The 24,903-nt window shown below is 67.9% G+C and carries 23 protein-coding genes and 1 pseudogene; 9 read left to right on the plus strand and 15 right to left on the minus strand.

The window, feature by feature from the left end; genetic code table 11:
- Positions 1 to 305: 305 nt before the first annotated feature.
- A pseudogene (locus FG154_RS17785) lies at positions 306 to 807 on the plus strand (transposase family protein); the annotation flags it as partial.
- Between the two features lie 536 nt (positions 808 to 1,343).
- Here the strand turns inward: FG154_RS17785 and gshB are convergent.
- Genes gshB through rsmI form a run of 3 tightly spaced genes read right to left on the minus strand, consistent with a single transcriptional unit; the run spans position 1,344 to position 3,584 of the window.
- A complete protein-coding gene (gene gshB, locus FG154_RS17790) occupies positions 1,344 to 2,288 on the minus strand; it encodes a glutathione synthase (protein ID WP_186312427.1) in 945 nt (314 codons plus the stop codon).
- A 58-nt stretch (positions 2,289 to 2,346) separates the two neighbouring features.
- Complete coding sequence (locus FG154_RS17795) at positions 2,347 to 2,700, minus strand: YraN family protein (protein WP_145110832.1); 354 nt, start codon at positions 2,698 to 2,700, stop codon at positions 2,347 to 2,349.
- Positions 2,697 to 3,584 carry a 16S rRNA (cytidine(1402)-2'-O)-methyltransferase gene (gene rsmI, locus FG154_RS17800; RefSeq protein ID WP_145110835.1) on the minus strand — a complete coding sequence of 296 codons (888 nt, stop codon included), beginning with the start codon at positions 3,582 to 3,584 and terminating at the stop codon, positions 2,697 to 2,699. Before rsmI ends, FG154_RS17795 begins: the two co-directional genes overlap by 4 nt.
- A gap of 81 nt (positions 3,585 to 3,665) precedes the next feature.
- Here rsmI and FG154_RS17805 point away from each other — a divergent pair, with 81 nt between their 5' ends.
- The 3 genes from FG154_RS17805 to murJ are packed head-to-tail and all read left to right on the plus strand — an operon-like array spanning position 3,666 to position 9,155.
- Complete coding sequence (locus FG154_RS17805) at positions 3,666 to 4,841, plus strand: penicillin-binding protein activator (protein WP_145110837.1); 1,176 nt, start codon at positions 3,666 to 3,668, stop codon at positions 4,839 to 4,841.
- On the plus strand, positions 4,825 to 7,617 hold the full coding sequence (locus FG154_RS17810; protein ID WP_145110840.1) for a [protein-PII] uridylyltransferase: 2,793 nt from the start codon (positions 4,825 to 4,827) through the stop codon (positions 7,615 to 7,617). Before FG154_RS17805 ends, FG154_RS17810 begins: the two co-directional genes overlap by 17 nt.
- A complete protein-coding gene (murJ, locus tag FG154_RS17815; protein WP_145110843.1) occupies positions 7,614 to 9,155 on the plus strand; it encodes a murein biosynthesis integral membrane protein MurJ in 1,542 nt (513 codons plus the stop codon). The genes FG154_RS17810 and murJ overlap by 4 nt, the downstream gene beginning before the upstream one ends.
- A 7-nt stretch (positions 9,156 to 9,162) precedes the next feature.
- Here murJ and FG154_RS17820 read toward each other — a convergent pair whose 3' ends face one another.
- Positions 9,163 to 9,849, minus strand: a complete 687-nt coding sequence (locus tag FG154_RS17820; RefSeq protein ID WP_145110847.1) for a rhomboid family intramembrane serine protease — start codon at positions 9,847 to 9,849, stop codon at positions 9,163 to 9,165.
- 91 nt (positions 9,850 to 9,940) lie between these two features.
- Here FG154_RS17820 and trpS point away from each other — a divergent pair, with 91 nt between their 5' ends.
- On the plus strand, positions 9,941 to 10,984 hold the full coding sequence (gene trpS / locus FG154_RS17825) for a tryptophan--tRNA ligase (protein ID WP_145110850.1): 1,044 nt from the start codon (positions 9,941 to 9,943) through the stop codon (positions 10,982 to 10,984).
- A gap of 127 nt (positions 10,985 to 11,111) precedes the next feature.
- On the opposite strand, the gene FG154_RS17830 is transcribed toward trpS, so the two are convergent.
- Complete coding sequence (locus FG154_RS17830) at positions 11,112 to 11,819, minus strand: DUF1223 domain-containing protein (RefSeq protein ID WP_145110852.1); 708 nt, start codon at positions 11,817 to 11,819, stop codon at positions 11,112 to 11,114.
- 222 nt (positions 11,820 to 12,041) lie between these two features.
- Here FG154_RS17830 and acnA point away from each other — a divergent pair, with 222 nt between their 5' ends.
- A complete protein-coding gene (gene acnA, locus FG154_RS17835; RefSeq protein ID WP_145110855.1) occupies positions 12,042 to 14,726 on the plus strand; it encodes an aconitate hydratase AcnA in 2,685 nt (894 codons plus the stop codon).
- 184 nt (positions 14,727 to 14,910) lie between these two features.
- Here the strand turns inward: acnA and FG154_RS17840 are convergent, their stop codons facing one another.
- From FG154_RS17840 to yajC, 9 genes are all read right to left on the minus strand, one after another.
- Positions 14,911 to 15,450, minus strand: a complete 540-nt coding sequence (locus tag FG154_RS17840; protein WP_145110858.1) for a DsbE family thiol:disulfide interchange protein — start codon at positions 15,448 to 15,450, stop codon at positions 14,911 to 14,913.
- Positions 15,443 to 15,604: a heme exporter protein CcmD gene (gene ccmD, locus FG154_RS17845; protein ID WP_145110861.1), complete on the minus strand. Its 162-nt coding sequence runs from the start codon at positions 15,602 to 15,604 to the stop codon at positions 15,443 to 15,445. Before ccmD ends, FG154_RS17840 begins: the two co-directional genes overlap by 8 nt.
- Positions 15,601 to 16,329, minus strand: a complete 729-nt coding sequence (locus FG154_RS17850) for a heme ABC transporter permease (RefSeq protein WP_011907518.1) — start codon at positions 16,327 to 16,329, stop codon at positions 15,601 to 15,603. Before FG154_RS17850 ends, ccmD begins: the two co-directional genes overlap by 4 nt.
- A 48-nt stretch (positions 16,330 to 16,377) precedes the next feature.
- A complete protein-coding gene (gene ccmB / locus FG154_RS17855) occupies positions 16,378 to 17,034 on the minus strand; it encodes a heme exporter protein CcmB (RefSeq protein ID WP_145110864.1) in 657 nt (218 codons plus the stop codon).
- Entirely contained in the window at positions 17,031 to 17,663 is a 633-nt protein-coding gene (gene ccmA, locus FG154_RS17860; RefSeq protein ID WP_145110867.1) for a heme ABC exporter ATP-binding protein CcmA, read from the minus strand. The genes ccmB and ccmA overlap by 4 nt, the downstream gene beginning before the upstream one ends.
- A gap of 95 nt (positions 17,664 to 17,758) precedes the next feature.
- On the minus strand, positions 17,759 to 18,112 hold the full coding sequence (locus FG154_RS17865; RefSeq protein WP_145110870.1) for an Mth938-like domain-containing protein: 354 nt from the start codon (positions 18,110 to 18,112) through the stop codon (positions 17,759 to 17,761).
- Positions 18,113 to 18,271: 159 nt separating this feature from the next.
- Positions 18,272 to 19,246, minus strand: coding sequence for a protein translocase subunit SecF (gene secF / locus FG154_RS17870; RefSeq protein ID WP_145110873.1), 975 nt, complete (start codon positions 19,244 to 19,246; stop codon positions 18,272 to 18,274).
- A 9-nt stretch (positions 19,247 to 19,255) separates the two neighbouring features.
- Positions 19,256 to 20,920, minus strand: a complete 1,665-nt coding sequence (gene secD, locus FG154_RS17875; RefSeq protein ID WP_145110876.1) for a protein translocase subunit SecD — start codon at positions 20,918 to 20,920, stop codon at positions 19,256 to 19,258.
- A 17-nt stretch (positions 20,921 to 20,937) separates the two neighbouring features.
- Positions 20,938 to 21,267, minus strand: coding sequence for a preprotein translocase subunit YajC (yajC, locus tag FG154_RS17880; RefSeq protein WP_011907512.1), 330 nt, complete (start codon positions 21,265 to 21,267; stop codon positions 20,938 to 20,940).
- A 247-nt stretch (positions 21,268 to 21,514) separates the two neighbouring features.
- Here yajC and FG154_RS17885 point away from each other — a divergent pair, with 247 nt between their 5' ends.
- Together FG154_RS17885 and serS are read left to right on the plus strand one after the other, a co-directional pair.
- On the plus strand, positions 21,515 to 22,087 hold the full coding sequence (locus tag FG154_RS17885) for a superoxide dismutase family protein (protein WP_145110879.1): 573 nt from the start codon (positions 21,515 to 21,517) through the stop codon (positions 22,085 to 22,087).
- An 87-nt stretch (positions 22,088 to 22,174) separates the two neighbouring features.
- Entirely contained in the window at positions 22,175 to 23,467 is a 1,293-nt protein-coding gene (gene serS, locus FG154_RS17890; protein ID WP_145110882.1) for a serine--tRNA ligase, read from the plus strand.
- A 58-nt stretch (positions 23,468 to 23,525) separates the two neighbouring features.
- On the opposite strand, the gene FG154_RS17895 is transcribed toward serS, so the two are convergent.
- On the minus strand, positions 23,526 to 24,140 hold the full coding sequence (locus tag FG154_RS17895; RefSeq protein WP_145110888.1) for a lytic transglycosylase domain-containing protein: 615 nt from the start codon (positions 24,138 to 24,140) through the stop codon (positions 23,526 to 23,528).
- A gap of 214 nt (positions 24,141 to 24,354) precedes the next feature.
- Between FG154_RS17895 and ssb the strand changes: the two genes are divergently transcribed.
- Positions 24,355 to 24,843 carry a single-stranded DNA-binding protein gene (gene ssb / locus FG154_RS17900; RefSeq protein WP_145110885.1) on the plus strand — a complete coding sequence of 163 codons (489 nt, stop codon included), beginning with the start codon at positions 24,355 to 24,357 and terminating at the stop codon, positions 24,841 to 24,843.
- Positions 24,844 to 24,903 lie beyond the last annotated feature (60 nt).

Below are 24,903 nucleotides of genomic sequence, written 5' to 3' on the forward strand. Positions count from 1 at the left end.
GTACCGATGCTGTCGCAGCTCCTGAAGGCCGAGGTCGCGGAACGCGAGGTCCGCTGCAGGCGAGGCGAGACATCCAAGCCCGAATAGCGGCCCTGGACAGCCGGATCCGGGCCGGTGCCAAGGCCACGAGACGGCCCGCCTGTTGATGACGGGGCCGGGTGTCGGGGGCATCACGGCCATGGCGGTGGTTGCGGCCTTCGATGATGCCTTACGTGTTCCATCCCGGATGATCGCATAGACCCTCGTCGGTCTGCCCTGTTCATGGCAAGGTCGAGCTTGCGCGCGGTTCGGGATGGAGGGCGGAGATGCTGATCTCTCTTCACAAGCAGGCGACGACAACGCTTAGGATACGGGCTGCGATTCAGGCGAGCACGGACCCGGCCTGGATGGTGGCCAAGCGCTACGGGATCTCCGAGCAGACGGTCTGGAGGTGGCGGGGTCGCGACGACGTTCTCGACCGGAGCCACAGGCCGCATCGCTTGCAGACGACGCTGACACCGGCGCAGGGTTCGAGCGTGAAACGATCGATCCGGTGGATCGATCGTAGCGAAGAACGTCACGGTGGCGCTGCGCAAGGCGCTTCTCTTGCCGCTCGACGATCTGCTTGCCGTGGTGCGCGAGTTCCTCAACCCGCATGTCTCCCGCTCGGGGCTCGACCGCTGCCTCCGGCGCCACGGCGTGAGCAACCTGCAGGCGCTGAAGCCGAAGTAATCCAAGCCCGCGCATGGCAGCTTCAAGGCCTACGATCCCGGCTACCTGCACATCGACATCAAATACCTGCCCCAGATGGCCGACGAGGATCGCCGCGTTCGGGCGGCTTTCGCGCCCTACCGGGAGGCGGCAATGCCATGACGCTGCCGCTGAAATTGACGCTGTTCCTTCGCGTGTAGAAATGCGTCCAGCCGGGACGCGCGGCGAGGAAGATATCGCTCCACGGACTGCGGCCCCGACCGCGCACACCATTCCAACCACTGAACGCAAAAATGCGGCCCAGAGCGGCGATCGCGCAGAGAATCTCAGAGCCCGGCGCGCAGGACCAAACGCGCTCAGATCAGCACTTGACGATCGCGATTAGAGAACGCTCTGGGACGCTGACAAGGCACGTTAGTCCCGGCACTGCAGCGGCAGTCGTAGGGCGTGAGTCCGCTGGTCGTCCTTCAGCCTGCGCGCGAAGTTGCAGGCCGAAATCAAACCACGGAATGAAACACCTGGCAACGATTGCCTCTCGCGCGTTTCTTCTGGGGCATTTCAGTTCTCCATGGAGCCCGAACGTCTACCTCAGGAAGAACCTGGAGGCAGAAGGAAGAAACTGGGGCCAGGCCAGTGCGGCGAGGAGGTTCCCGTCACGCCCGGCGCCTGGACTCGATCGCGTGCCAGATCAGGGCGGCGCCGTTGGTTCCGTCGAACCGCTCAAGTTCCTGCAAACCCGTCGGCGAGGTCACGTTGATCTCCGTCAGGCGGTCTCCGATCACGTCAATTCCCACGAAGATCTGTCCCTTCTCGCGCAGCAGCGGGCCGATGGCCGCACAGATTTCGCGGTCGCGATCCGTCAGACCCACCTTTTCGGGCCGCCCGCCCGCGTGCATGTTCGAGCGCGTCTCACCCGCCTGGGGCACGCGGTTGATCGCGCCGATCGGTTCGCCATCGACCAGAATGATCCGCTTGTCGCCCCGCTCCACGGCCGGCAGGAACTTCTGAGCGATCATTGGCTCGCGGCTCATCGAGGTGAAAAGCTCGTGCAGGGAAGACAGGTTGCGGTCCTGCGGGTCCAGACGGAATACGCCGGCGCCGCCGTTGCCATAGAGCGGCTTGAGAATGATGTCGCCGTGCCGCTCCTTGAAGGCGCGGATGGTGGCGAGGTCGCGCGCGATGGTCGTGGGCGGGATCAGGTCAGGGAACCGCAGGACGAGCAACTTCTCGGGGGAATTGCGCACCCAGAACGGGTCGTTCACCACCAGCACCTTCGGCATCAGCAACTCGAGGATGTGGGTCGTGGTGATGTAGCCCATGTCGAAGGGCGGATCCTGCCGCAACCATACCACGTCGAAATTGCCGAGATCGACCAGGGTCTCCTCGCCATAGGTGACATGGTTGCCCTTCTCGCGCCGAAGCTCGATCCAGAAACCGCGGGCCGTCACGCGGCCATCATCATAGGAGAGATGCTCGGGCGTGTAGAAGAACAGCCGGTGGCCGCGGGCCTGGGCTTCCAGGGCGATGCGGAAGGTGCTGTCCGCATCGATATTGACCGATCCGATCGGATCCATCTGAAGGGCGACGTTCAGGCTCATGCGCATCTCCTGCCGGTGGAGCCCTTGATGGCGCAGCGCCCGGCCGGTTGCAACCGCATCAGGCCGCGAAGGCGTTCTCGATGATCTCGATCCGGCCCATGCCATCGACCAGCGCCACATCGAAACGGCTCGCCGTCAGCTGCCCGAGGGGCTCGCCGGCCAGAAACTCCGAAGCCGCGCCATAGATCCGTTCCATCTGCCGGCGGGACAGCCGCGCGGCCGCAGCCGCGTGGCTGTTGCTCTTCTTCACCTCGATGAAGATGACCTCGGCCCCGTCCCGCGCAACAAGATCGATCTCGCCTGCCGCGCCCCGCCACCGCCGCGCCGCCACCGGCCGCCTTGACCGCTCATAGACGCGGGCCACGGCCTCTTCGGCCACGAAACCCGCCAGATGGGAAACCTCTCCGCTCATCGCTCCTCCGCCAGCCGCAAAGCGGCCTGATAGACATCCCGTCGGGGCAGGCCGAGCCGCCCCGCGACCGCCGCCGCGGCCTCCTTGACCGACATGGTCTCGAGCGCCACCGACAGGGCTACCTCCAGCTCTTCCGCCCCCGCCTTCACCGGCGGGGCCCGGTCCACGACGATCACGATCTCGCCCTTCACGGATCGGTCGCGGAACGCCTCCGCAAGTTCCGGCACCGTGCCGCGCGACACTTCCTCGAATCGCTTGGTCAGTTCCCGGCAGACGGCCGCCTCCCGGTTGCCCAGTTCTATCGCCATATCCTCTAATGTTCGGCTAACGCGTCTGGGCGATTCATAGAACACGAGCGTGGCGGGCACGGGGGCCAGCTCGGCGAGGAACTTCCTGCGGGCCGAGGCCGTGGCGGGAGGGAAGCCCGCAAAGAGGAAGCGATCCGTCGGCAGCCCCGATACGGTCAAGGCCGCAAGCACTGCGGAGGGACCGGGCGCGGCAAGCACCCTGTGGCCCGCGGCGATGGCGGCGCGTGCCAACTGGAAACCGGGATCGGCCACGAGGGGCGTGCCCGCCTCGGACGCATAGGCCACGCTCCGCCCTTCGGCGAGGGCGCGCAAGAGCCGCGGGCGCGCCACCTCACCGTTATGGTCGTGATAGGCCACCAGCGGCCGGGGTCCGAGAGGGATGCCGTGGATCTCCATCAGGTGGCGGAGCGTCCGCGTATCCTCGGCCGCCAGCACATCGGCCGTCCGCAGGATGTCGAGTGCGCGGAGCGTGATGTCCCGTGCGGCCCCGATCGGAGTCGCGATGAAATGCAGGCCCGCCTCGAGCGGGCGGCCCCCGCCGAGATCCGCGTCCGGCTCGGCTTCGCCGATGGTCATGGGGCTGCTCCTTCCAAAGTTGCCATCCCGGGTGCGACCGCTTAGGCTCGGGCCGGCATAGCAACGGGATGAGGAGCCAGCATGTTGTCCGTTCTCAGCCGCGCCCGCAAGTCGCTGGGCCGCGCCGCGGTCGCGCTTGCGGCCCTGGCAGTCGCCGCCTGCGAGCCTGTCACCACGGCCGGCAGCGGCCCTGCGGTGGACCGGTCGCAACCGGTGCCGGTTGCGCTGCTCGTGCCCGCAGGATCGGGCCAGGCGAGCGACGAACTCATCGCCCGCAGCCTCCAGAACGCAGCCCGCCTTGCTGCGGCCGATCTCGGCAACGTACGGATCGACCTTCGCGTCTACAACACCGCCGGGCAGCCGTCGCGCGCCGCAACGGTCGCCGCGCAGGCCGTCGAAGAGGGGGCGCGGATCATCCTCGGCCCGGTCTTCGCCCAGGAGGCCAATGCCGTGGGGGCCGCCGTGGCCCCCAGCGGCGTGAACGTGCTCAGCTTCTCGAACAATCCCGACATTGCCGGCGGCAATGTCTTCGTCCTCGGGCCGACCTTCCAGAACACCGCCAACCGGCTCTCGCGTTACGCCGTCAGCCAGGGCAGCGGGCGGATCATGGTGGTGAACGACCGCAACACCGCAGGGCAGCTCGGCCGGACCGCAATCGAGCGGGCGGTTGCGCGATCGGGCGGCACGCTGGTCGCCGCGATGGATTACGAGTTCTCGCAGAACGGCATCGTGTCGGCCGCCCCGGGCATCGTCGAGCGCGCGAAGGCGACGAACGCGCAAGCCCTCTTCCTGACCGCGGACACGGCGGGGGCACTGCCGCTCGTGACCCAGCTTCTGCGCGAGAACGGCCTGCCCGCGGACACGGCCCGGTTCATCGGCCTGACCCGCTGGGACATCCCCTCGGCCACGCTCTCGCTGCCGGGCGTCCAGGGCGGCTGGTTCGCACTGCCCGATCCGGGCGTCTACGGCCAGTACGAGCAACGCTATCGCGCGGCCTACGGCGAGGCGCCGCATCCGATCTCGGGCCTTGCCTACGATGGTGTCGCCGCGGTCGGTGCGCTGCTCAAGCGTGGGGCATCCGATGGGCTCAGCGGCCGTGCCCTGACCCAAGGCTCTGGATTCGTCGGCGTGAACGGCATATTCCGGCTGCTCAGCGACGGCACCAACGAACGCGGATTGGCCGTCGCCCAGATCCGCAACAACCAGGTGGTAGTGATTGACCCCGCGCCGCGAAGCTTCGGTGGCGCCGGCTTCTGAGCCCGGCGCTTCGCAGGATCCGCTCTTTTCCGGGCTGATCCTGCCCCGCTCCCGCATCATCGACCCCGAGGCGCTGACGCGCAGCATCCTCGCCGAGATCGACGCGGTTTCCCCCGCCGACCCCAAGGCCGCGCGCGCCATCGCCGTGCGCCAGATGACGGAGGCGAAGGCGGTGGGCAACCGCGCCCTCTCCGAGACCTTCGAGGCCCGCCCGCGCGAGGCCCGCGGCCTGATCCGCGCGCAGGCGGTGCTGACCGACGGGCTGGTCACCACCGCCCTCCGCGTCGCCTGCGAGCGGCTCCATCCGCTGCCCAACCCGACCGAGGCCGAGCGCGTGGCCGTCCTGGCCGTCGGCGGCTATGGCCGGGCCGAGATGGCGCCCCATTCCGACGTGGACCTGCTGTTCCTCACGCCCTGGAAGATGACCCCCTGGGCCGAGATGGTGATCGAGAGCATGCTCTACATGCTCTGGGACCTGCGGCTGAAGGTGGGCCATTCCAGCCGCACCGTCCGGGACTGCCTCCGCCTCGGGCGCGAGGACATCACGATCCGCACCGCCCTTCTCGAACATCGCTTCCTTGCCGGGCACGAGCCGCTTGCGCACGAACTCGGCGAAAAGCTCTGGACCGACCTCTTCCGCGGAACCGGCCCCGAGTTCATCGACGCCAAGCTCGAGGAACGCGCCCAGCGGCACAAGCGGCAGGGCGGCCAGCGCTACGTGCTCGAACCCAACGTGAAGGAGGGCAAGGGCGGGCTGCGCGACCTCCAGACGCTCTACTGGATCGGGAAATATCTCAACCGCGTGCCCTCGGCCTCGGGTCTCGTGGCGGCGGGGCTGCTCACGCGCGACGAGTTCGAGACCTTCGAGCGCGCCGAGGCCTTCCTCTGGGCGGTGCGCTGCCACCTGCATTACATCACCGGCCGCGCGACCGACCAGCTCACCTTCGACATGCAGGTCGAGGTGGCGGCGCGGATGGGCTATGCCGACATCCGCGGCCGCCGCGGGGTCGAGATCTTCATGCAGGACTACTTCCGCCACGCGACGCGCGTGGGCGAGCTGACCCGCGTCTTCCTCGCCCAGCTCGAGGCGCGCCACGAAAAGCGCGAGCCCAAGCTCATGGGTCTCTTCCGGCGCAAGAAGCGGCTGAAGCCGGGCTACCGGCTGGTCAACGGCCGGATCGACGTCAGCGACCCCAAGGCCTTCCTCGCCGACAAGCTGAACATCCTGCGCATCTTCGAGGAGGCACTTCGCACGGGCCTCCTGATCCATCCCGGCGCCATGCGGATCATCGCGGCCAACCTGCATCTGATCGACGAAGAGATGCAGCACGACCGCGAGGCGAACCGGATCTTCTTCGACACGCTGCTCAAGCACGGCAACCCCGAGCGCGCGCTGCGCCGGATGAACGAACTGGGCGTGCTCGGCGCCTTCATCCCCGAGTTCGAGCGCATCGTCGCCATGATGCAGTTCAACGTCTATCACCACTACACGGTGGACGAGCACACGATCCAGTGCATCTCGACGCTGGCCCAGATCGAACGGCACGAGCTGGACGAAGAGCTGCCGATCGCCAACCGGATCCTGACCGACGGGATCAGCCGCCGCGTGATCTATGTGGCGCTGCTGCTCCACGACATCGGCAAGGGCCGCCCCGAGGATCATTCGATCCTCGGCGCCCAGATCGCCCGGCGCGTGGCGCCCCGCTTCGGCCTGAACCCCGAGGAATGCGAGACGGTCGAGTGGCTTGTCCGCTACCATCTGCTCATGTCCGACATGGCGCAAAAGCGCGACATCGGCGACCCTCGGACGGTGCGCGACTTCGCCAAGGCGGTGAAGTCGAAGAAGCGGCTCGACCTGCTGACCGTGCTGACGGTCTGCGACATCCGCGGCGTGGGGCCGGGCACCTGGAACAACTGGAAGGCGCAACTGCTGCGCAAGCTCTATCGGGACACGGTCACGGCCCTCGATGCGGGCCTCGAGAGCCTCAACCGCGAAAACCGCGAGGACGAGGCCAAGCGCGCCCTGCGCGAACTGCTCGAGGAATGGGATCCGAAGGATCTGAGGGCCGAACTCGCCCGCCATTATCCACCCTACTGGCAGGCGCTCTCGAACGCGACGCATGCGGTATTCGCCCGGATGCTGCGGAACCTCGGCGAGGACGAGATCCGCATCGACCTCGACCCCGATCCCGACCGCGACGCCACCCGCGCCTGTTTCGCGCTGGCCGACCATCCGGGCATCTTCTCGCGGCTTGCAGGGGCCTTGGCGCTGGTGGGCGCGAACGTGGTGGATGCCCGCACCTACACCACCAAGGACGGCTATGCGACGGCGGTCTTCTGGATCCAGGACGCCGAGGGCTCGCCCTACGAGATCAGCCGCCTGCCCCGCCTCACCAGCATGATCGACAAGACGCTCAAGGGCGAGGTCGTGGCCCGCGAGGCGCTGCGCGACCGCGACAAGGTGAAGAAGCGCGAAAGCCAGTTCCGCTTCCCCACGCACATCGCCTTCGACAACGAGGGGTCGGACATCTACACGATCATCGAGGTGGACACGCGCGACCGCCCCGGCCTGCTCTATGACCTGACGCGGACGCTGGCCGCCAACAACATCTACATCGCCTCGGCCGTGATCGCGACCTACGGGGCGCAGGTGGTGGACAGTTTCTACGTGAAGGACATGTTCGGCCTCAAGCTGCACCAGAAGACCCGGCAGGAGACGCTCGAAAAGAAGCTGCGCCAGGCGATCCTCGAGGGCGCGGAGCGGGCGCGGCAGTGAAACCGATCTCGCTTGCACGCGGCTTCCTGACGGTGGGCGGCTGGACGCTGCTCAGCCGCGGCGCGGGCTTTGCCCGTGACGTGATGATGGCGGCCTATCTGGGCGCGGGCCCGGTGGCCGAGGCGTTCCTGATCGCCTTCTCGCTGCCCAACATGTTCCGCCGCTTCTTTGCCGAGGGCGCCTTCAACATGGCCTTCGTGCCGATGTTCGCCAAGAAGCTCGAGGGCGGCGAGGATGCCAAGGGCTTTGCGCGCGACGCCTTTTCCGGCCTCGCGGGCGTGCTGGTCGCCTTCACGCTGCTCGGCACGCTTCTCATGCCCTGGCTGGTGCTGGCGATGGCCTCGGGCTTTGCCGGGGACGCTCGCTTCGATCTCGCCGTCGATTTCGGCCGGATCGCCTTTTCCTACATCCTCTTCATCTCGCTGGTTGCGCTGCTGTCCGGGGTGCTGAACGCCTTCGGCCGCTTCACCGAGGCGAGCTTCGTGCCGGTGCTGATGAACCTGATGTTCATCGCGGCCATGCTGCTGGCCGACCGGCTGGGCTGGGACATGGGCCTAACGCTCGCCTGGACGGTGCCGGTGACGGGCGTCGCGCAGTTCCTGTTCACCTGGTTTGCCGCCAGCCGCGCGGGCTTCACGCTCTGGCCGCACCTGCCGCGCCTGACGCCGGAGCTGAGGCGGCTTGCCGTGATCGCCGCGCCCGCGGTGCTGGCGGGGGGCGTGGTTCAGGTGAACCTGCTGGTGGGGCGTCAGGTGGCCAGCTTCACCGAGGGCGCCGTCGCGTGGCTCTCTTACGCCGACCGGCTCTACCAGCTGCCGCTGGGGGTGGTGGGCATCGCCATCGGCACCGTCCTTCTGCCCGATCTCTCGCGCAGGCTGCGGGCCGGCGACGAGGCCGGAAGCCGCGCCTCGTTCAACCGGGGAACCGAGTTCGCGCTGATGCTGACCCTGCCGGCGGCGGTGGCGCTGGTCGTGATCGCGCTGCCTCTGACGCAGGTGCTGTTCCAGCGCGGGGCCTTCGGGCCCGAAGACAGCTGGAACACCGCGCTGGCGCTGGCGGCCTACGGCCTCGGGCTGCCGGCCTTCGTCCTGCACAAGGTTCTGCAACCGCTCTATTACGCGCGCGAGGATACGCGGCGGCCGTTCTACTACGCCGTGGTCTCGATGGGCGTGAACCTCGCCTTCGCCGTCGGCCTGATGCCGGTGCTGGGCTTCCTCGCCGCGGCCCTGGCGACGACCGTCTCGGGCTGGGTCATGGTCTGGCAACTCTGGGCGGGGTCGCGCGGCATGGGCGCGGCCACCCACCTTGACGAGCGGCTGAGGGCGCGGCTGCCCCGGATCATCGCGGCCTCGATCTTCATGGGGCTGGTGCTTTACGGGGCAAACCAGATCCTCGGGCCGTTCCTCGGCGATCCCGGCTGGCGCTACCCGGCCCTCGCCCTGCTCGTGGCCACGGGGATCGTCAGCTACTTCGGCGCAGGCGCCGCGATCGGAGCCTTCCGCCTCTCGGATCTGCGCACGCTTCGCCGGCGGGGCTGAGGACGCCTCAGCGCCGGCGGATCATGTCCCTCACCCGGGCCCAGCCGCCGGGGCTGACGGCGAAGGAGATCAGGAAGCCCGTGGCAAAGCCCGCGAGGTCGGCCACCCATTCGTAGCCGCCGCCGAACAGCAGCCCGAAGACAAGCTGGATGCCGAGCAGCAACCCGATCAGGGTGAAGGCGCGGTAGCGGTTCCCGCCGGTCGCCGCGAGCCGGGTCCAGAGCAGGAAGGTGAAGGCGCCGACCAGCCCGTAGTCGGCCGGATAGGCGCCGATCAGCGGCGTCCTCACCCCCGGCAGCGCGGTGTAGGCCAGCGCCCCCGCAACGGCCGAGCCGAGGAAGACCGCCGCCACCGCCCAGGGCCGGAACACCTCACCCACCATCTTCCCCAGCGCGAGCAGGATCACCACAGCCATCAGCGCATGGAGGAAGGTGGCGTGGACGAGCGGATAGGTGACCAGCCGGATCATCCCCTGCCAGGGGAAGGTCTGGGTCTCGATCATCGCGCGCATCAGGTCGGGCGAGAAGGCGAACCGCTGCCAGGCGTCGAGCCGCCAGCCCGCACCCGCACCGCCGCCCACGATCCCGCTCGCCCCCAGCGCCACGACCGCCTCCATCGCGATGATCGGCAGGGCGAGCAGCCAGACCACGGCCGGCAGCGGATTGACCGGCGGGGCGTTGTAATTGTCGCGCATGGGCACCCTCGTCTGGCGCGGGCGGTCACATTGACGGCCCCTGCCCCGGGGGATAAGGCCAATGGCACCCTTTTACCAGACGGAGCCAACCATGACCGAGCCGGTCCAAACGCCTCAGGTCTTCCCCACCCGGGTCTTCTCCGGCATCCAGCCCTCGGGCGGGCTGACGCTGGGCAACTATCTCGGCGCGCTGAAGCGGTTCGCCGACATGCAGAAGGACGGGGTCGAGACCATCTACTGCGTCGTCGACATGCACGCCATCACCGTCTGGCAGGATCCCGCCAAGCTGCGCCAGCAGACCCGCGAGATCGCCGCGGCCTTCATCGCCGCGGGCGTCGATCCGGTGCGCTCGATCCTCTTCAACCAGAGCCAGGTGACGGCCCATGCCGAGCTGGCCTGGATCTTCAACTGCGTGGCCCGCATGGGCTGGATGAACCGCATGACGCAGTGGAAGGACAAGGCGGGCAAGAACGCCGAGGCGGCCTCGCTCGGCCTCTTTGCCTATCCGGCGCTGATGGCGGCGGACATCCTCGCCTATCGCGCGACGCATGTGCCGGTGGGCGAGGACCAGAAGCAGCATGTGGAGCTGACCCGCGACATCGCGATCAAGTTCAACAACGACTTCGGCGTGAACTTCTTCCCGGTGACGGAGCCCGTGATCGAGGGTGTGGCGACCCGCGTCATGAGCCTGCGGGACGGCACGAGGAAGATGTCGAAATCCGATCCCTCGGACCAGAGCCGGATCAACATGACGGACGATGCCGACACGATCACGCAGAAGATCCGCAAGGCCAAGACCGATCCCGAGCCGCTGCCCGACAGCATCGAGGGGCTGAAGGAGCGGCCCGAGGCGCGCAACCTCGTGAACATCTACGCCGCCCTCTCGCAATCCACGCCCGAGGCGGTCGTGGCCGAGTTCGCGGGCGCGCAGTTCGGCACCTTCAAGCCGAAGCTGGCCGAGCTGGCCGTGTCGGTGATGGCACCGATCTCGTCCGAGATGAACCGGCTGATGGCCGATCCCGCCGAGATCGACCGCATCCTCGGCGCGGGCGCCGACCGTGCCGACGCGCTGGCGCGGCCGATCCTTGAGCAGGTCTATGACATCGTCGGGATGATCCGCTCGCGGCGCGGATGAAGCGGCGCCCGCAGGCATCTGGTCAAGACGGAACGGGCGCGGGTGCCTGAGGCCCGCGCCCTTTTCATGCGTGGCGCGGGGATCGGCAGGCGCCCGTCGCCGCCGCGCCATCCTTCGGTCGCCGATCCTAGCGAAGGCTGGCTGCCGCGAGGATGGCACCCGGCCCCTCGTTCTGCAGGATCACGGCGACGGGCTCTGGCCCCGCCGCGCGGGCGTCGATGGCCAGGGGCGCATGGCCGCCCCAGTCGCCCACCACCTCCCACGAGGTCACGATGTTGCGGTAGGTCACGGTCCGGCCCTCGTTCTCGCCGTGCTTGATGGCGACCGTCTCCTCGGGCCGGTAGCGCACCAGCTGGACGCGCACCGCCTGATCCAGCGGAGGATCGGCCTCGGCCCGGATGCGCAGCACATCGCCCTCGCGCTCGAGCCAGAGACCCACGCGCTCGGCCTTCTGCATGTGCTTGAGGATCAGCGCGGCCACCTTCTCGGGCGCGTTGCCCTCGACGCGGTCCACACCGCCGACGATCATCTGCGGCGTGTAGATCGTGCGGCTTCCCACCGCGCGGGCGTAGGATTTCTGGCGCTGCGTGAACCGCGGGTCGGCGAACTGGTCCTCCCAGCCGATGTAATCCCAGTAATCGACATGAAGCGCGAGCGGGATCAGGCGGGGGTCCGAGGCCAGCGCCGCAAGGAAGGCATCCGCCGGCGGACAGGACGAGCAGCCCTGCGACGTGAACAGCTCGACGACCACGCCCGTTTGCGACTGCGCCTGAGCGATGCCTGCAATGCCCAGCGAAAGGGCGCAAGCGGCGCCGAGCGTCCATCGCATCTGCATGAGGTCTCCCTGTTCTCTGTCCCCCGTTCTAGCCCTGCCTGCCGCACCCGTTCCAATCAAGGTTTTGCGAGGCTGACCCGCGAAAAAGCCGCAGGATGACGCTGGATTTTCGGCATACATCAGTATACAACGCCGCCATCTCCCTTGCGCGACCATGCCCGGTGGGGCAAAACGCGCTCGGAGCACCAAGCCCAACCCTCGCCACGGCGCCAGGAGGACCGAATGACCGTCATCGTCGGACACGACAGCCAGAAGACCCGCAAGACGCTCAGCGTCGGCGGCTCGAGCTATGCCTATTACTCGATCCCGGCGGCAGAGGAAGCCGGTCTCGGCCAGTTCTCGCGCCTGCCCGCCGCGCTGAAGGTGGTGCTGGAAAACATGCTGCGCTTCGAGGACGGCAAGACGGTGTCGGTCGATGACATCCGCGCCTTCTCGGAATGGGGCGCGAACGGCGGGCGCAACCCGCGCGAGATCGCCTATCGCCCGGCCCGCGTGCTGATGCAGGACTTTACCGGCGTGCCGGCCGTGGTCGACCTGGCCGCGATGCGCGACGGGATCCTCGGCCTCGGCGGGAATGCGCAGAAGATCAACCCGCTGAACCCGGTGGATCTGGTCATCGACCACAGCGTGATGATCGACGAATTCGGCACGCCGCGCGCCTTCCAGCTGAACGTGGACCGCGAGTACGAGCGGAACATGGAACGCTACACCTTCCTGAAATGGGGGCAGAAGGCGTTCAACAACTTCCGCGTGGTGCCCCCGGGAACCGGCATCTGCCACCAGGTGAACCTCGAATACCTTGCCCAGACCGTCTGGACCGACAGCGATCAGGACGGGATGGAAGTGGCCTATCCCGACACGCTCGTCGGCACCGATTCGCACACGACGATGGTCAACGGCCTTGCCGTCCTTGGCTGGGGCGTGGGCGGGATCGAGGCCGAGGCCGCGATGCTCGGCCAGCCGGTTTCGATGCTGATCCCCGAAGTCGTGGGCTTCAAGCTGACCGGCCAGATGGTCGAAGGCACGACGGCCACCGACCTCGTGCTCAAGGTCGTGCAGATGCTGCGCAAGAAGGGCGTGGTGGGCAAGTTCGTCGAATTCTACGGCGAGGGTCTCGACCACCTGCCGCTCGCCGACCGCGCCACCATCGCCAACATGGCCCCCGAATACGGCGCGACCTGCGGCTTCTTCCCGATCGACGGCGAGACGCTGCGCTACCTGCGCCAGACCGGCCGCGATGAGGCCCGGATCGCGCTGGTCGAGGCCTATGCCAAGGCCAACGGCATGTGGCGCGACGCGGATTACGAGCCGATCTACACCGACACGCTGCACCTCGACATGGGCGAGATCGTGCCCGCCATCTCAGGCCCGAAGCGCCCGCAGGACTACCTGCCGCTGACCGACGCCAAGGCCTCGTTCGCGAAGGAGATGGAGGCGACCTTCAAGCGCCCGCAGGGCAAGGAAGTCCCGGTCGCGGGCGAGGATTACACCATGTCGTCGGGCAAGGTGGTGATCGCCTCGATCACCTCCTGCACCAACACCTCGAACCCCTATGTGCTGATCGGCGCAGGGCTGGTGGCGCGGAAGGCCCGCGCGCTGGGTCTGAACCGCAAGCCCTGGGTGAAGACCTCGCTCGCCCCCGGATCGCAGGTCGTGAGCGAATATCTGGAAGCGGCAGGCCTGCAGGAGGATCTGGACGCCATCGGCTTCAACCTCGTGGGCTACGGCTGCACCACCTGCATCGGCAACTCGGGCCCGCTGCAGCCGGAGATCTCGGCCGCGATCAACGAGGGTGATCTGGTCGCCGCCGCGGTGCTGTCGGGCAACCGCAACTTCGAGGGGCGGATCAGCCCTGACGTGCGGGCCAACTACCTCGCCTCGCCGCCGCTTGTGGTGGCCTATGCGCTGGCCGGTGACATGAACATCGACCTGACGTCGGAACCGCTGGGCATGGGCACCAACGGCCCGGTCTACCTCAAGGACATCTGGCCGACCAACGCCGAGATCGCCGATCTGGTGCACCGCACCGTCACCCGCGAGGCCTTCCAGAAGAAATACGCCGATGTCTTCAAGGGCGACGCCAAGTGGCAGGCGGTCGAGACCACCGACAGCCAGACCTACGACTGGCCGCCGACCTCGACCTACATCCAGAACCCGCCCTACTTCCAGAACATGTCGAAGGAGCCAGGAGTCATCACCAACATCACCGGCGCGCGGGTGCTGGCGCTCCTGGGCGACATGATCACCACCGACCACATCTCGCCCGCGGGCTCGTTCAAGGAAACGACGCCGGCCGGGAAGTATCTGGTGGACCGTCAGGTGGCCCCGCGCGAGTTCAACTCCTACGGCTCGCGGCGCGGCAACCATGAGGTCATGATGCGCGGCACCTTCGCCAACATCCGCATCAAGAACGAGATGCTGGACGGGGTCGAGGGCGGCTACACGCTCGGGCCGGACGGGCAGCAGACCTCGATCTTCGACGCCTCGATGGCCTATCAGGCGGCGGGCACGCCGCTGGTGATCTTCGGCGGCATCGAGTACGGCGCGGGCTCGAGCCGCGACTGGGCGGCCAAGGGCACGGCGCTTCTGGGCGTCAAGGCGGTGATCGCGGAGAGCTTCGAGCGCATCCACCGCTCGAACCTGGTGGGCATGGGCGTGATCCCGTTCGAGTTCACCGAAGGCCAGAACCGCAAGAGCCTCGGCCTGAAGGGCGACGAGGTGGTGACGATCGAGGGTCTCGAGGGCGACCTGAAGCCGCTCTCGCTGGTGCCCTGCACCATCACCTACGCCGACGGGACGGTGAAGACGATCCAGCTCAAGTGCCGGATCGATACCGAGATCGAGATCGAATATGTCGAGCACGGCGGTGTGCTGCATTACGTGCTGCGCGACCTCGCCTCGGCCTGAGAACGGATCTGAACGCGATGCGCCCCGGTCGAAAGGCCGGGGCGTTCTGCTGCGCGGGGCCGGCGATGGCGCAAGCTGCTGCGCGGGACGGCGATCGCGCGACAGGATCCGCGGGCGGAGCCTCCGGCGGGGATATTTGGGCGAGAATGAAAGCCGGCGGATCCGCCTTCGGGCGCGGAGGCCGTCAGTTCGTGGCCGCGGCGGCCTTTTCCATCGCAGGGCGGATGGTCTCCTGCAGCGTCCGCTCGGTCACGGGGCCGGGGAAGCGCAGGATGATGCGGCCTTCGCCGTCGATCACGTAGGTCTCCGGCACGCCATAGACGCCCCAGTCGAGCGCCATGCGGCCGTTGGGGTCGGCGCCCATCGTGGCGTAGGGATTGCCGAGTTCCGCCAGGAAGGCCTGCGCGTTCTCGGGCTTGTCCTTATAGTTCACCCCGTGGATCGCCACGCCCTCGGCCGCGAGCTTCTCGAGCGTCGGCGCCTCGACCCGGCAGGGCGCGCACCAGCTCGCCCAGTAGTTCACGAGCTTCACCCCCGGCTCGCGCAGGGTGTCGGCGGTGAAGGGCGCGGCGCCGCTCATTTCGGTGAGTTGCACGGCGGGCGCCGGCTTGCCGGCGAGCGCCGAGGGCAGCTCGTCAGGGTTCTCGCGCTGCATGCCGAGGAAGAAGGTGGCCGCCAGCCCCGCAAAGAGCAGCGGCGGCACGAGCATCAGCGCCTTAGCCATCCGTCCGCCCCTGACGCCGTTCGACGTCGCGCAGCAGCCGCCGCACCCGCGCGCCGCGCCACAGCGACAGCACGACCAGCGCGCCGAGCAGGGAGAGAGAGGCGCCATAGGCGGTCAGCACCGAGAACGCGTATTTGCCCAGATCCGGCATCATGCCATCCGCTCCCGCGCGAGGAGCGCCTGGACGCGGCGGACGCGGATCTCGGTCCGTGTGCGCAGCAGCACGAGCGTCAAGAAGAGCAGGACGAAGCCGCCGATGCAGACGAGGAGCGGGAAGTAGAAGACATCCGCCACATTCTCCTCCTTGTCGAGCGAGAGCGAGGCGCCCTGATGCAGCCCCTGGTTCCAGAAATTCACCGCGTAGCGGCTGAGGACGGCGAAGACCGAGCCGACGATGCAGAGCACCGAGGTGAGATCGGCCGCCGTGTCGGGGTTCTCGATCGCCTGCCAGAGCGCGATGTAGCCGAGATAGAAGAGCGCGAGGATCAGGAACGAGGTCAGCCGCGGATCCCAGGCCCACCACGTGCCCCACATCGGCTGGCCCCAGACCGCGCCGGTGACGAGCGCAACCAGGGTGAAGGTCAGCCCCACGGGCCCCGCCGCCTTCGCGGCCAGCGCGGAGACATGGTGCCGGCGCACCAGCCAGATCAGCGAGGCGACCAGCATCATCAACCACGCGTTGATCGCCATCAGCGCCGCGGGGACATGGAGATAGATGATCTTGACGGTCGATCCCTGCTTGTAGTCATCGGGCGTGAAGAAGAACCCCCACACCAGCCCGACCAGCAGGCACAGCAGCGCCCCGGCCGCGGCCCAGGGCAGCGCGATGGAGGAGGTCTCCATGAACTTCTTCGGGTTGGCGTATTCCCAGATCGACATGGCCTTGGAGCTAGGCGGTTCCGTGCGCGGATTCAAGCCGCGAGTTCGTTACCTGAGATTTATCCTGACGGCTGCCGCTGAGGCGAAAGGTAGCAGGGCCGCCACGCCCGCCGTGATGCCTCCGAGGAGGAGGAAGGGGGTGGCGACATCCATGCCCGCGGCCCCTCTGCGCACCGCCTCGGCGCCGAAGACGAGCGTCGGGACATAGAGCGGCAGGACCAGGAGGCTGAGGAGCAACCCGCCGCGCTTCAACCCCACGGTGAGCGCCGCGCCGAAGGTGCCGATGACCGACAGCGCCGGCGTGCCGATGGCCAGCGAGGCCAGCAGGAGCGGGTATCCCTCGGGCGGCAGGTTCATCAGCAGGCCAAGGAGCGGCGAGACCAGCGTGAGCGGCAGGCCCGTGACGATCCAGTGGGCGGCGGCCTTGACCGCGACGACACCTTCCAGCGGGATCGGCGCGGTGGCCAGCAGGTCGAGCGAGCCGTCCTCGTGATCGAGGGCGAAGATCCGGTCGAGCGAGAGGAGGCAGGCCAGCAGCGCCCCCACCCAGAGGATGCCGGGCGCGATCCGGGCCAGCGTGGCGGGCTCGGGCCCGACGCCGAGGGGGACGAGGACCGCCACCAGCAGGAAGAAGGCCAGTCCGAGGCCGAAGCCGCCGCCGGCCCTCAGCGCAAGACGAAGATCCCGGAGCAGAAGCGCGATCATGCCGTCACTCCGGCGAATGGGTCGTCGGCGGGTCCGGCGAAGGATGGGGACCGGGCGCGGCAGGGCGTCAGGTCCAGGACCTCGGCCTCGGCCAGCCCGAGGTCGATGTGGGTGGCCATGAGGGCTGCGCCGCCCGAGGCCAGATGCTCGCGCACGACCGTTCCGAAGAGCGCGACGGAGGCCACGTCAAGCGAGACCGTCGGCTCGTCCAGCACCCAGAGCGGCCGGCCCGTCACCAGCAACCGCGCAAGCCCGAGACGCCGCTTCTGGCCGGCCGAGAGGTTCTGCGCCTGCCGATCGGCGAGCGCCGCGAGGTTCATCCGCTCCATCGCGCGGGGAACTTCGTCCGTGCCGTAGATCGCGGCCCAGAAGGCGAGGTTCTCGGCCACGGTCAGCGTGGCCTTGAGCCCGTCGGCATGGGCCGCATAGGCCACGGACTCGGGCGCCATCGACACCTCGCCCGCCACCGCCGGCTGCAGGCCCGCCACCGTGCGCAGCAGGGTCGTCTTGCCGATCCCGTTCGGCCCCCGGAGGATCAGCGCCGCGCCCGCTGCAAGCCGGAAGCTCACGCGCTCGAGCACGGTCACGCCGCCACGGGCGCAGGCGAGGTCGGTGACGGTCAGGTCCATGCCCCTGCCCTAGCGCATCGAGGGCGGCAGCGGAAGGGTCGCCGGACAGGGTCGCGCAAGGGGGGCACGGGCCCATCCTCCGGGGCGCGCCGGGATCAGACCGGCAGGAGCGCGATGGCGACGCGGCGGCCTTCGGAGAGGAGGACGTTGTAGGTCCGGCAGGCGGCGGGCGAGGACATGGTCTCGACCCCGACACCTGCCTCTTCCAGTGCCGCCCGGAAGGCGGCAGGCACATGGGCCACGTCGGCGCCCATTCCCACGAAGAGCACGTCGATCCGGTCGGCGAGTGCCAGCGGGCCGGCCGTGTCCTCGAGCCCGCCCCAGGGGCCGGCGCCCCACGGGGAGATCAGGCAGGCTCCCTCGAGCACCTGCCCGCCGATGCGGAAATAGCCGGGGCCGTAGCCCTCGACGGGTTGGGCGCTGTCATAGGCAATCTCGGTCAGTCGCATCGGGGATCCTCCTCATCGGGCACCGGGCGGCCTGCGCCAGCCACCGGCGGCCATCGGGTGCGGCCCGGAACACAAGCGACCGCAAGGGACACTGATGGCAAGACGGGCACGGAACCCGGCAGACGGGGCGCGAGGGCGGCGCGGACGCCGCCCCTTGCCTCACGCGTCGATGTTGGCGAACTGGGTGCCCGCCTTGCTGTCCTTCTTCGGCCCTCCGCGGTCAACGCCGAGGTAGAGCACGATGTTCTTGGCCATGTAGATCGAGGAATAGGTTCCGATCACGACGCCGAAGGTGATGGCGAAGACAAAGCCGCGGATCACGTCGCCGCCGAAGACCAGCAGCGCGCTCAGCGCGATCAGCGTCGTCATCAGCGTCATGAGCGTCCGGCTCAGCGTCTCGTTGACCGACAGGTTCATCACGTCGCGCAGCGGCATCGACTTGTATTTCACGAGGTTCTCGCGAAGCCGGTCGAAGACCACCACCGTGTCGTTGATCGAATAGCCCAGAACCGTCAGAAGCGCCGCCACCGTCGTCAGGTCGAACCGGATCTGGAACAGCGCGAAGACCCCGATCGTCACAAGCACGTCATGGACCAGCGCCGCCACCGAGCCCACGGCGAACTGCCATTCGAACCTGAGCCAGATGTAGAAGGCGATGCCCGCACAGGCCGCCGCGACCGCCGTGATCGCCGACCAGATCAGCTCGGACGAGACCTTGGGCCCGACGGACTCGACCGACGGGAAGGTGATCGTGGGATCGACCGTCTGAAGCGCGGCCTCGACCATCGCGATCTGCTCGGGCGTTATCGACTGGGTATCGTCCTGCGCGCCGATGCGGACCATCGCGACATGCTGATCCTCGCGGAAGCCCGGGTCGAACACCTCGGTGATCGAGATGTCCCCAAGCTCGAGCCCCTGCAGCGCCGAGCGGTAGGCGCCCACATCCACCGGCTGGGCGGATTCGGTGCGGATCGTGGTGCCGCCCCGGAAGTCGATCCCGAAGTTCAGCCCCATCGTCAGCCACACGACGAGCGAGGCCACCATGAGGAACACCGAGAAGCCGAAGGTCAGCGGCGCGGCGCGGAAGAAGTTGATGTTCGTCTTCTCGGGGCAGAGCTTGAGGCGGAAGGCCATGGGAACTCCTCAGACGACGATCGCACGCGGCCGCCGCCAGGCGAACCAGGTGGCGACAAGGATCCGGGTGACATAGACGGCCGTGAAGACCGAGGTGAAGATGCCGATGGTCAGCGTGACCGCAAAGCCCCGCACCGGCCCCGCACCCACGAGGAACATGATGACGGCGACGAGGAAGGTGGTCGCGTTCGCGTCGAGGATCGCCGAGAAGGCCTTTTGAAAGCCAAGCTCGATCGCGCGCGCGGGCATCTTGCCCTGCCGCAGTTCCTCGCGGATGCGCTCGAAGATCAGCACGTTGGCATCAACCGCGACGCCGATGGTCAGCACGATGCCGGCGATGCCGGGCAGCGTCAGGGTCGCCCCGATCACGGACAGAAGCGCCAGGATCGCCATCATGTTGATCGCGAGCGCGATGTTGGCCAGCACGCCGAACCAGCCGTAGCTTGCGATCATGAAGACCACGACGGCGATCATCCCGACGATGGCCGCGGTGCGGCCGGCGTCGATGGAATCCTGACCCAGCTCGGGGCCGATGGTGCGTTCCTCGAGGAAGGTCATCTCGGCCGGAAGCGCACCCGCGCGCAGCAGGACGGCAAGTTCCGTGGATTCCTCGACCGAGAAGTTGCCGGTGATGATGCCCGATCCGCCCGCGATATGGGCCTGGATCACCGGCGCCGAGATCACCTCGTCATCGAGCACGATCGCAAAGGGCTTGCCGATGTTCTGCGCGGTATAGTCGCCGAAGAGCCGCGCCCCCGAAGGGTTGAAGCGGAAGCTGACGGCCGGGCGGTTGTTCTGGTCGAACGAGGGCTGGGCATCGACCAGCTCTTCGCCGGTCACGACGGGCGCACGCTCGAGGACGTAGTAGATCCCCTGCTCGTTGGAGGCCGGCAGCACGAGGTCGCCGTTGGCGCTCGGTTGCGCCTCGGCGGCGCGGCTCAGGACGGGGTGGAAGGTCAGCTTGGCCGTGGTGCCGATCAGCGACTTGAGTTCGGCGGCCGAGCCGATGCCGGGGACCTGGATCAGGATCCGGTCCTCGCCCTGGCGCTGGATCGTCGGCTCGCGGGTGCCCACCTCATCGACGCGACGGCGGATGATCTCGAGGCTCTGCTGAACGGTCCGGCTGTCCATCGCCGTGCGCTCGGCGTCCGTCAGGCGGATCACCAGCACGTCGTTCTGGCTGGACACCTCGATGTCGCTCTGCCCCATGCCGGTGAAGGAGATCACCGGCTGGGCCAGCCTGCGCGCGGCCTCGACCGCGGCGGGCATCCCTTCGGGGCGCGAGATGGCGATGCGCAGCTCGCCCGCGGGGGCCGATTGGCGGCGGATCGAGCCCACCTGGTCGCGCAACCCGCGAAGGGCGTCACGCACCTCGGGCCAGAGCCCGTCCATCCGGGCCTCATAGACATCCTGGACCCGGACCTCGGCGAGCAGGTGCGCCCCGCCGCGAAGGTCGAGCCCGAGGTTCACGATGTTCGAGGGCAGCCAGTCGGGCCAGAGCGCCACCGCCTCCGCCTGCTCGGGGGTGGCTGTTCCCCCGGCCTTCTCGATGGCGGCAACCGCATCGTTGTGGGATTCGACACGGCCGTAGAAGAAGTTGGGCGCGGCGTAGAGGATCGCAAGGGCGCAGATGCCCCAGATCAGAACGCGCTTCCAAACGGGGAAATGGAGCATCTGGACCGGACCCTGGATCAGGCGGCGGCAGGTTCGGTCTTGGACATGACCTGCACGATGGTGGACTTCATCACGCGGACCTTCACGCCCTCGGCAATCTCGACGTCGATGATGCCGTCTTCATGGACCTTCACCACCTTGCCGACGATGCCGCCGCCGGTGAGAACCTGGTCACCGCGACGCAGCGCCTCGACCATGGCCTTGTGTTCCTTCAGTTTCTTCTGCTGAGGACGGATCAGAAGGAAATACATGATCACGAAGATCAGGATGAGCGGCACGAAACTGGTGAAAGCGCCGGCAGCACCACCCGGAGCGGCGGCCTGAGCGAAGGCGGGGGTCACGAACATCATCGTCCTCTTGGATACACCCGGGGATCAGGCCCGGACTTTGGCGGGGCGCACCCTAGCCGCGGGGTGCCGCGATGGCAAGCAAGCCATGGCGGGCCATATATGCGCGATCCCGCCCGTTCCAAGGCCGGTGCGCGGATCGGTTGCGGGCGGCGCGGACCGCGGGCGGCCGGAAGGGCCGGGATCGGGAACAGGCTTGGCCGCGCCCCGTTGCCCCTCGACACGCCCCGTCCGAAGGAGGAAACCCATGCACAGGACCATCGCCATCGCCGCCGCCGCGCTGCTCGCCAGCCCGGCTCTCGTCCAGCCCGCGCTGGCACAGGACGTGCCGCAACATGCCCATGATGCACAGGCCGCACCCGGACAGGCGGGCTTTTCCGAGCGCCGGGCGACCTTCATCAACAGCGACGGCACCCCCATCGGCACCGCCCAGCTTGCGCCGCTGCCGCACGGCGTCCTCATCACGCTCGACCTGCAGGGCCTGCCGGCCGAAAGCTGGCTCGGCTTCCACATCCACGAGAACGGCGAGTGCGATCAGGGCAACAACTTCGAATCCGCCGGCGGGCACTTCGCCCTCGCCGACACTGACCACGGGCTCATGGTCGAGACGGGCCCTCATGCGGGCGACATGCCCAACCAGTATGTCGGAGCCGACGGCATCCTGCGCGCGCAGGTTTTCAACACCTTCGTCCAGCTGGGCAGCGAGAACGACTCGGACCTCGCGGGGCGGGCGCTGATGCTTCATTCGGGGCCTGACGATTATGTGAGCCAGCCCGCAGGCGACGCGGGCGACCGCATTGCCTGCGCAGTCATCGAGTAGGACGGTCAACCCGACGCGGAAGATTCCGGTTCACCTGACGGAAGGGATCGGGCAATAGAAGCCCGATCCTCAAGCGAAGGTGATCCCATGCACGACATCCGCGCCATCCGCGAGAACCCCGACCGCTTCGACGCCGCCCTCGCCCGGCGTGGCCTCTCGGCGGTCTCGGGCGAAATCCTTGCGATCGACGAGGCGCGGCGGTCGAAGATCCTGGCCGCCGAGACGGCCCAGGCCGAGCAGAACCGCACCTCGAAGGACGTGGGCGCGGCCAAGGCGCGCGGCGACGAGGCCGAGTTCGAGCGGCTTCGCGTCCTGGTGGCCGAGAAGAAGGCCGAGATCGCCCGCCTGAACGAGGAGGCCGCGGCCGAGGATGCGCGGCTGCGCGACATGCTGGTGGCGCTGCCGAACCTGCCGCTCGACGATGTGCCCGACGGGCCCGACGAGAGCGCCAACGTCGAGATCCGCCGCTGGGGCGAGCCGCGCAGCTTCTCCTTCACGCCCAAGGAGCATTTCGAGATCGCCGGCGTGAAGCCCGGCATGGATTTCGCGACCGCGGCCAAGCTGTCGGGAAGCCGCTTCGTGATGCTGACGGGCGCGGTGATCCGCGTGCACCGGGCGCTCGCGCAGTTCATGCTCGACACCCATGTGGCCGAGCACGGGCTGACCGAGACCTGGACCCCGGTTCTCGTGAAGGACGAGGCCATGTTCGGCACCGGCCAGCTGCCCAAGTTTTCGGACGACAGCTACCAGACCACGAACGGCTGGTGGCTGATCCCCACGGCCGAGGTGACGCTTACGAACACGGTGGCGGGCGAGATCCTCGAGGAAGCGCAGCTTCCGATCCGCATGACCGCACATACCCAGTGCTTCCGCTCGGAAGCGGGCAGCGCGGGCAAGGATACGGCCGGCATGCTGCGCCAGCACCAGTTCGAGAAGGTCGAGATGGTCTCGATCACCACGCCCGAGACTTCGCTGGCCGAGCATGAGCGGATGACCCGCTGCGCCGAGGCGATCCTGGAAAAGCTGGGCCTGCCCTACCGCACCATCGTGCTCTGCACCGGCGACATGGGCTTCGGCGCCACCCGGACGCACGACCTCGAGGTCTGGCTGCCGGGTCAGAACACCTACCGCGAAATCAGCTCGGTCTCGGTCTGTGGCGACTTCCAGGCGCGGCGGATGAACGCCCGCTTCCGCCCGGCCGGTGGTGGCAAGCCCGAGTTCGTGCACACGCTGAACGGCTCGGGCCTCGCGGTGGGGCGCTGCCTGATCGCCGTGCTCGAGAACGGCCAGCGGGAGGACGGCTCGGTGGAGCTTCCGGCCGTGCTGCATCCCTATCTGGGCGGCAAGGTGCGCATCGCGGCGGACGGCACGCTCGAATAACCCCCGGCGGCCGGGCTGCTACGGATGGCCTCCGCGGGCTCACCGTGGCAGCAGCGGCTCAGCCGTTGCCCCAGATCGCCTTGACGTAATTCTGCGTCTCCCGGTAGGGCGGGATGCCGGAGTGCTTCTCGACCGCCTGCGGCCCGGCGTTGTAGGCGGCGAGCGCCAGCTGCCAGGTGCCGAACTTGTCATACATCATCTTGAGGTAGCGCGCGCCGCCCTCGAGATTCTGATGCGGGTCGTTGATGTCCACGCGGAGAAGCTGCGCCGTCCCCGGCATGAGCTGCGCGAGCCCCGTGGCGCCCTTGACCGAAACCGCACCCGGGTTCCAGCCCGATTCCTGCTGAACCAGCCGGAGGAAGAGCTGTTCGGGCACGCCATGTTTCCGCGCGAGCGTCTTGGCCACCTCGAGATACTCGCCCTTGTAGCGCCCGCTGTAGCGCACGGCAGGCAGGGCCGCCGGAATCGCCTCGACCTTGGGCTTCAGCCGCACCGAGCCCTCGTATTGCTGCGAGAGGCGGCCGTCGAGAAGCCTCGTCTGTGACTTGAAGATCCCGGCCCGGTTCATCGTCGATCGCTGAAGATTCTGCCCTTCGGCATGCACTTCGACGGGCACGACAGCCAGGCCAAGACCCACGACCGCCGCGCCAACAGCACCGATCCATTGCCGCATGAAATCAACCTTCATCTGTCCCGCCGGGAACGATATACGGAAACCCGCGATCTTCGCTACCGTTTTGACCACAACCCCTGCGGGAGTTTCCGGGGCATGGGCGGGCTCTCTCCTCCGAAGGAGGCAGCCGTTGCGGGTGCGGGGCCGTGTCGGTATAGGCATCCATTAACCAGATCCGGGGCACCATGCCCCGGTCCAAGGAATCGGAGGAAGCATGGCGGGCTCGGTCAACAAGGTCATCATCATCGGCAATCTCGGCCGCGATCCCGAGGTTCGGAGCTTTCAGAACGGCGGGAAGGTCGTGAACCTGCGCATCGCCACCTCCGAGCAGTGGCGCGACCGCGCTTCCGGCGAGCGGAAGGAGCGGACCGAGTGGCATTCGGTGGCGATCTTCGACGAGAACCTCGCCCGGGTAGCCGAGCAATATCTTCGCAAGGGCTCGACGGTCTATATCGAGGGCCAGCTCGAGACGCGGAAGTGGCAGGACCAGTCGGGCCAGGACCGCTACACGACCGAGGTCGTGCTGCGCCCGTTCCGCAGCGCCCTGACGATGCTCGGCGGCCGCGGAGACAGCGCAGGTTCGGGCGGCGGCTACGAAGACCGCGGCGGCTCGGAAAGCTACGACAACTACGGAGGCTCCCGCAGCAACGCCCCCTCGGGTGGCGGTCGGCGGAGCGATCTGGACGACGAGATCCCGTTTTGAGGCATTAGGCTCCAGACCCATTGATTTCGTGGGGATCGCGTGATTCAGGCCTCGCAAGGA

This window comes from Cereibacter sediminicola, assembly GCF_007668225.1.
GTDB lineage: Bacteria > Pseudomonadota > Alphaproteobacteria > Rhodobacterales > Rhodobacteraceae > Cereibacter_A > Cereibacter_A azotoformans.

Bases quoted from the DNA above. Each gene is read 5' to 3' on its own strand.
- gshB (WP_186312427.1), bottom strand. From the start codon at position 2,288: ATGAGCCTGAACGTCGCCCTTCAGATGGATCCGATCGGATCGGTCAAT.
- FG154_RS17795 (WP_145110832.1), bottom strand. From the start codon at position 2,700: ATGAGCGGAGAGGTTTCCCATCTGGCGGGTTTCGTGGCCGAAGAGGCC.
- rsmI (WP_145110835.1), bottom strand. From the start codon at position 3,584: ATGACCATCGGCGAAGCCGAGCCGGACGCGGATCTCGGCGGGGGCCGC.
- FG154_RS17805 (WP_145110837.1), top strand. From the start codon at position 3,666: ATGTTGTCCGTTCTCAGCCGCGCCCGCAAGTCGCTGGGCCGCGCCGCG.
- FG154_RS17820 (WP_145110847.1), bottom strand. From the start codon at position 9,849: ATGCGCGACAATTACAACGCCCCGCCGGTCAATCCGCTGCCGGCCGTG.
- trpS (WP_145110850.1), top strand. From the start codon at position 9,941: ATGACCGAGCCGGTCCAAACGCCTCAGGTCTTCCCCACCCGGGTCTTC.
- FG154_RS17830 (WP_145110852.1), bottom strand. From the start codon at position 11,819: ATGCAGATGCGATGGACGCTCGGCGCCGCTTGCGCCCTTTCGCTGGGC.
- acnA (WP_145110855.1), top strand. From the start codon at position 12,042: ATGACCGTCATCGTCGGACACGACAGCCAGAAGACCCGCAAGACGCTC.
- FG154_RS17840 (WP_145110858.1), bottom strand. From the start codon at position 15,450: ATGGCTAAGGCGCTGATGCTCGTGCCGCCGCTGCTCTTTGCGGGGCTG.
- ccmD (WP_145110861.1), bottom strand. From the start codon at position 15,604: ATGATGCCGGATCTGGGCAAATACGCGTTCTCGGTGCTGACCGCCTAT.
- FG154_RS17850 (WP_011907518.1), bottom strand. From the start codon at position 16,329: ATGTCGATCTGGGAATACGCCAACCCGAAGAAGTTCATGGAGACCTCC.
- ccmB (WP_145110864.1), bottom strand. From the start codon at position 17,034: ATGATCGCGCTTCTGCTCCGGGATCTTCGTCTTGCGCTGAGGGCCGGC.
- ccmA (WP_145110867.1), bottom strand. From the start codon at position 17,663: ATGGACCTGACCGTCACCGACCTCGCCTGCGCCCGTGGCGGCGTGACC.
- FG154_RS17865 (WP_145110870.1), bottom strand. From the start codon at position 18,112: ATGCGACTGACCGAGATTGCCTATGACAGCGCCCAACCCGTCGAGGGC.
- secF (WP_145110873.1), bottom strand. From the start codon at position 19,246: ATGGCCTTCCGCCTCAAGCTCTGCCCCGAGAAGACGAACATCAACTTC.
- secD (WP_145110876.1), bottom strand. From the start codon at position 20,920: ATGCTCCATTTCCCCGTTTGGAAGCGCGTTCTGATCTGGGGCATCTGC.
- yajC (WP_011907512.1), bottom strand. From the start codon at position 21,267: ATGTTCGTGACCCCCGCCTTCGCTCAGGCCGCCGCTCCGGGTGGTGCT.
- FG154_RS17885 (WP_145110879.1), top strand. From the start codon at position 21,515: ATGCACAGGACCATCGCCATCGCCGCCGCCGCGCTGCTCGCCAGCCCG.
- serS (WP_145110882.1), top strand. From the start codon at position 22,175: ATGCACGACATCCGCGCCATCCGCGAGAACCCCGACCGCTTCGACGCC.
- FG154_RS17895 (WP_145110888.1), bottom strand. From the start codon at position 24,140: ATGCGGCAATGGATCGGTGCTGTTGGCGCGGCGGTCGTGGGTCTTGGC.
- ssb (WP_145110885.1), top strand. From the start codon at position 24,355: ATGGCGGGCTCGGTCAACAAGGTCATCATCATCGGCAATCTCGGCCGC.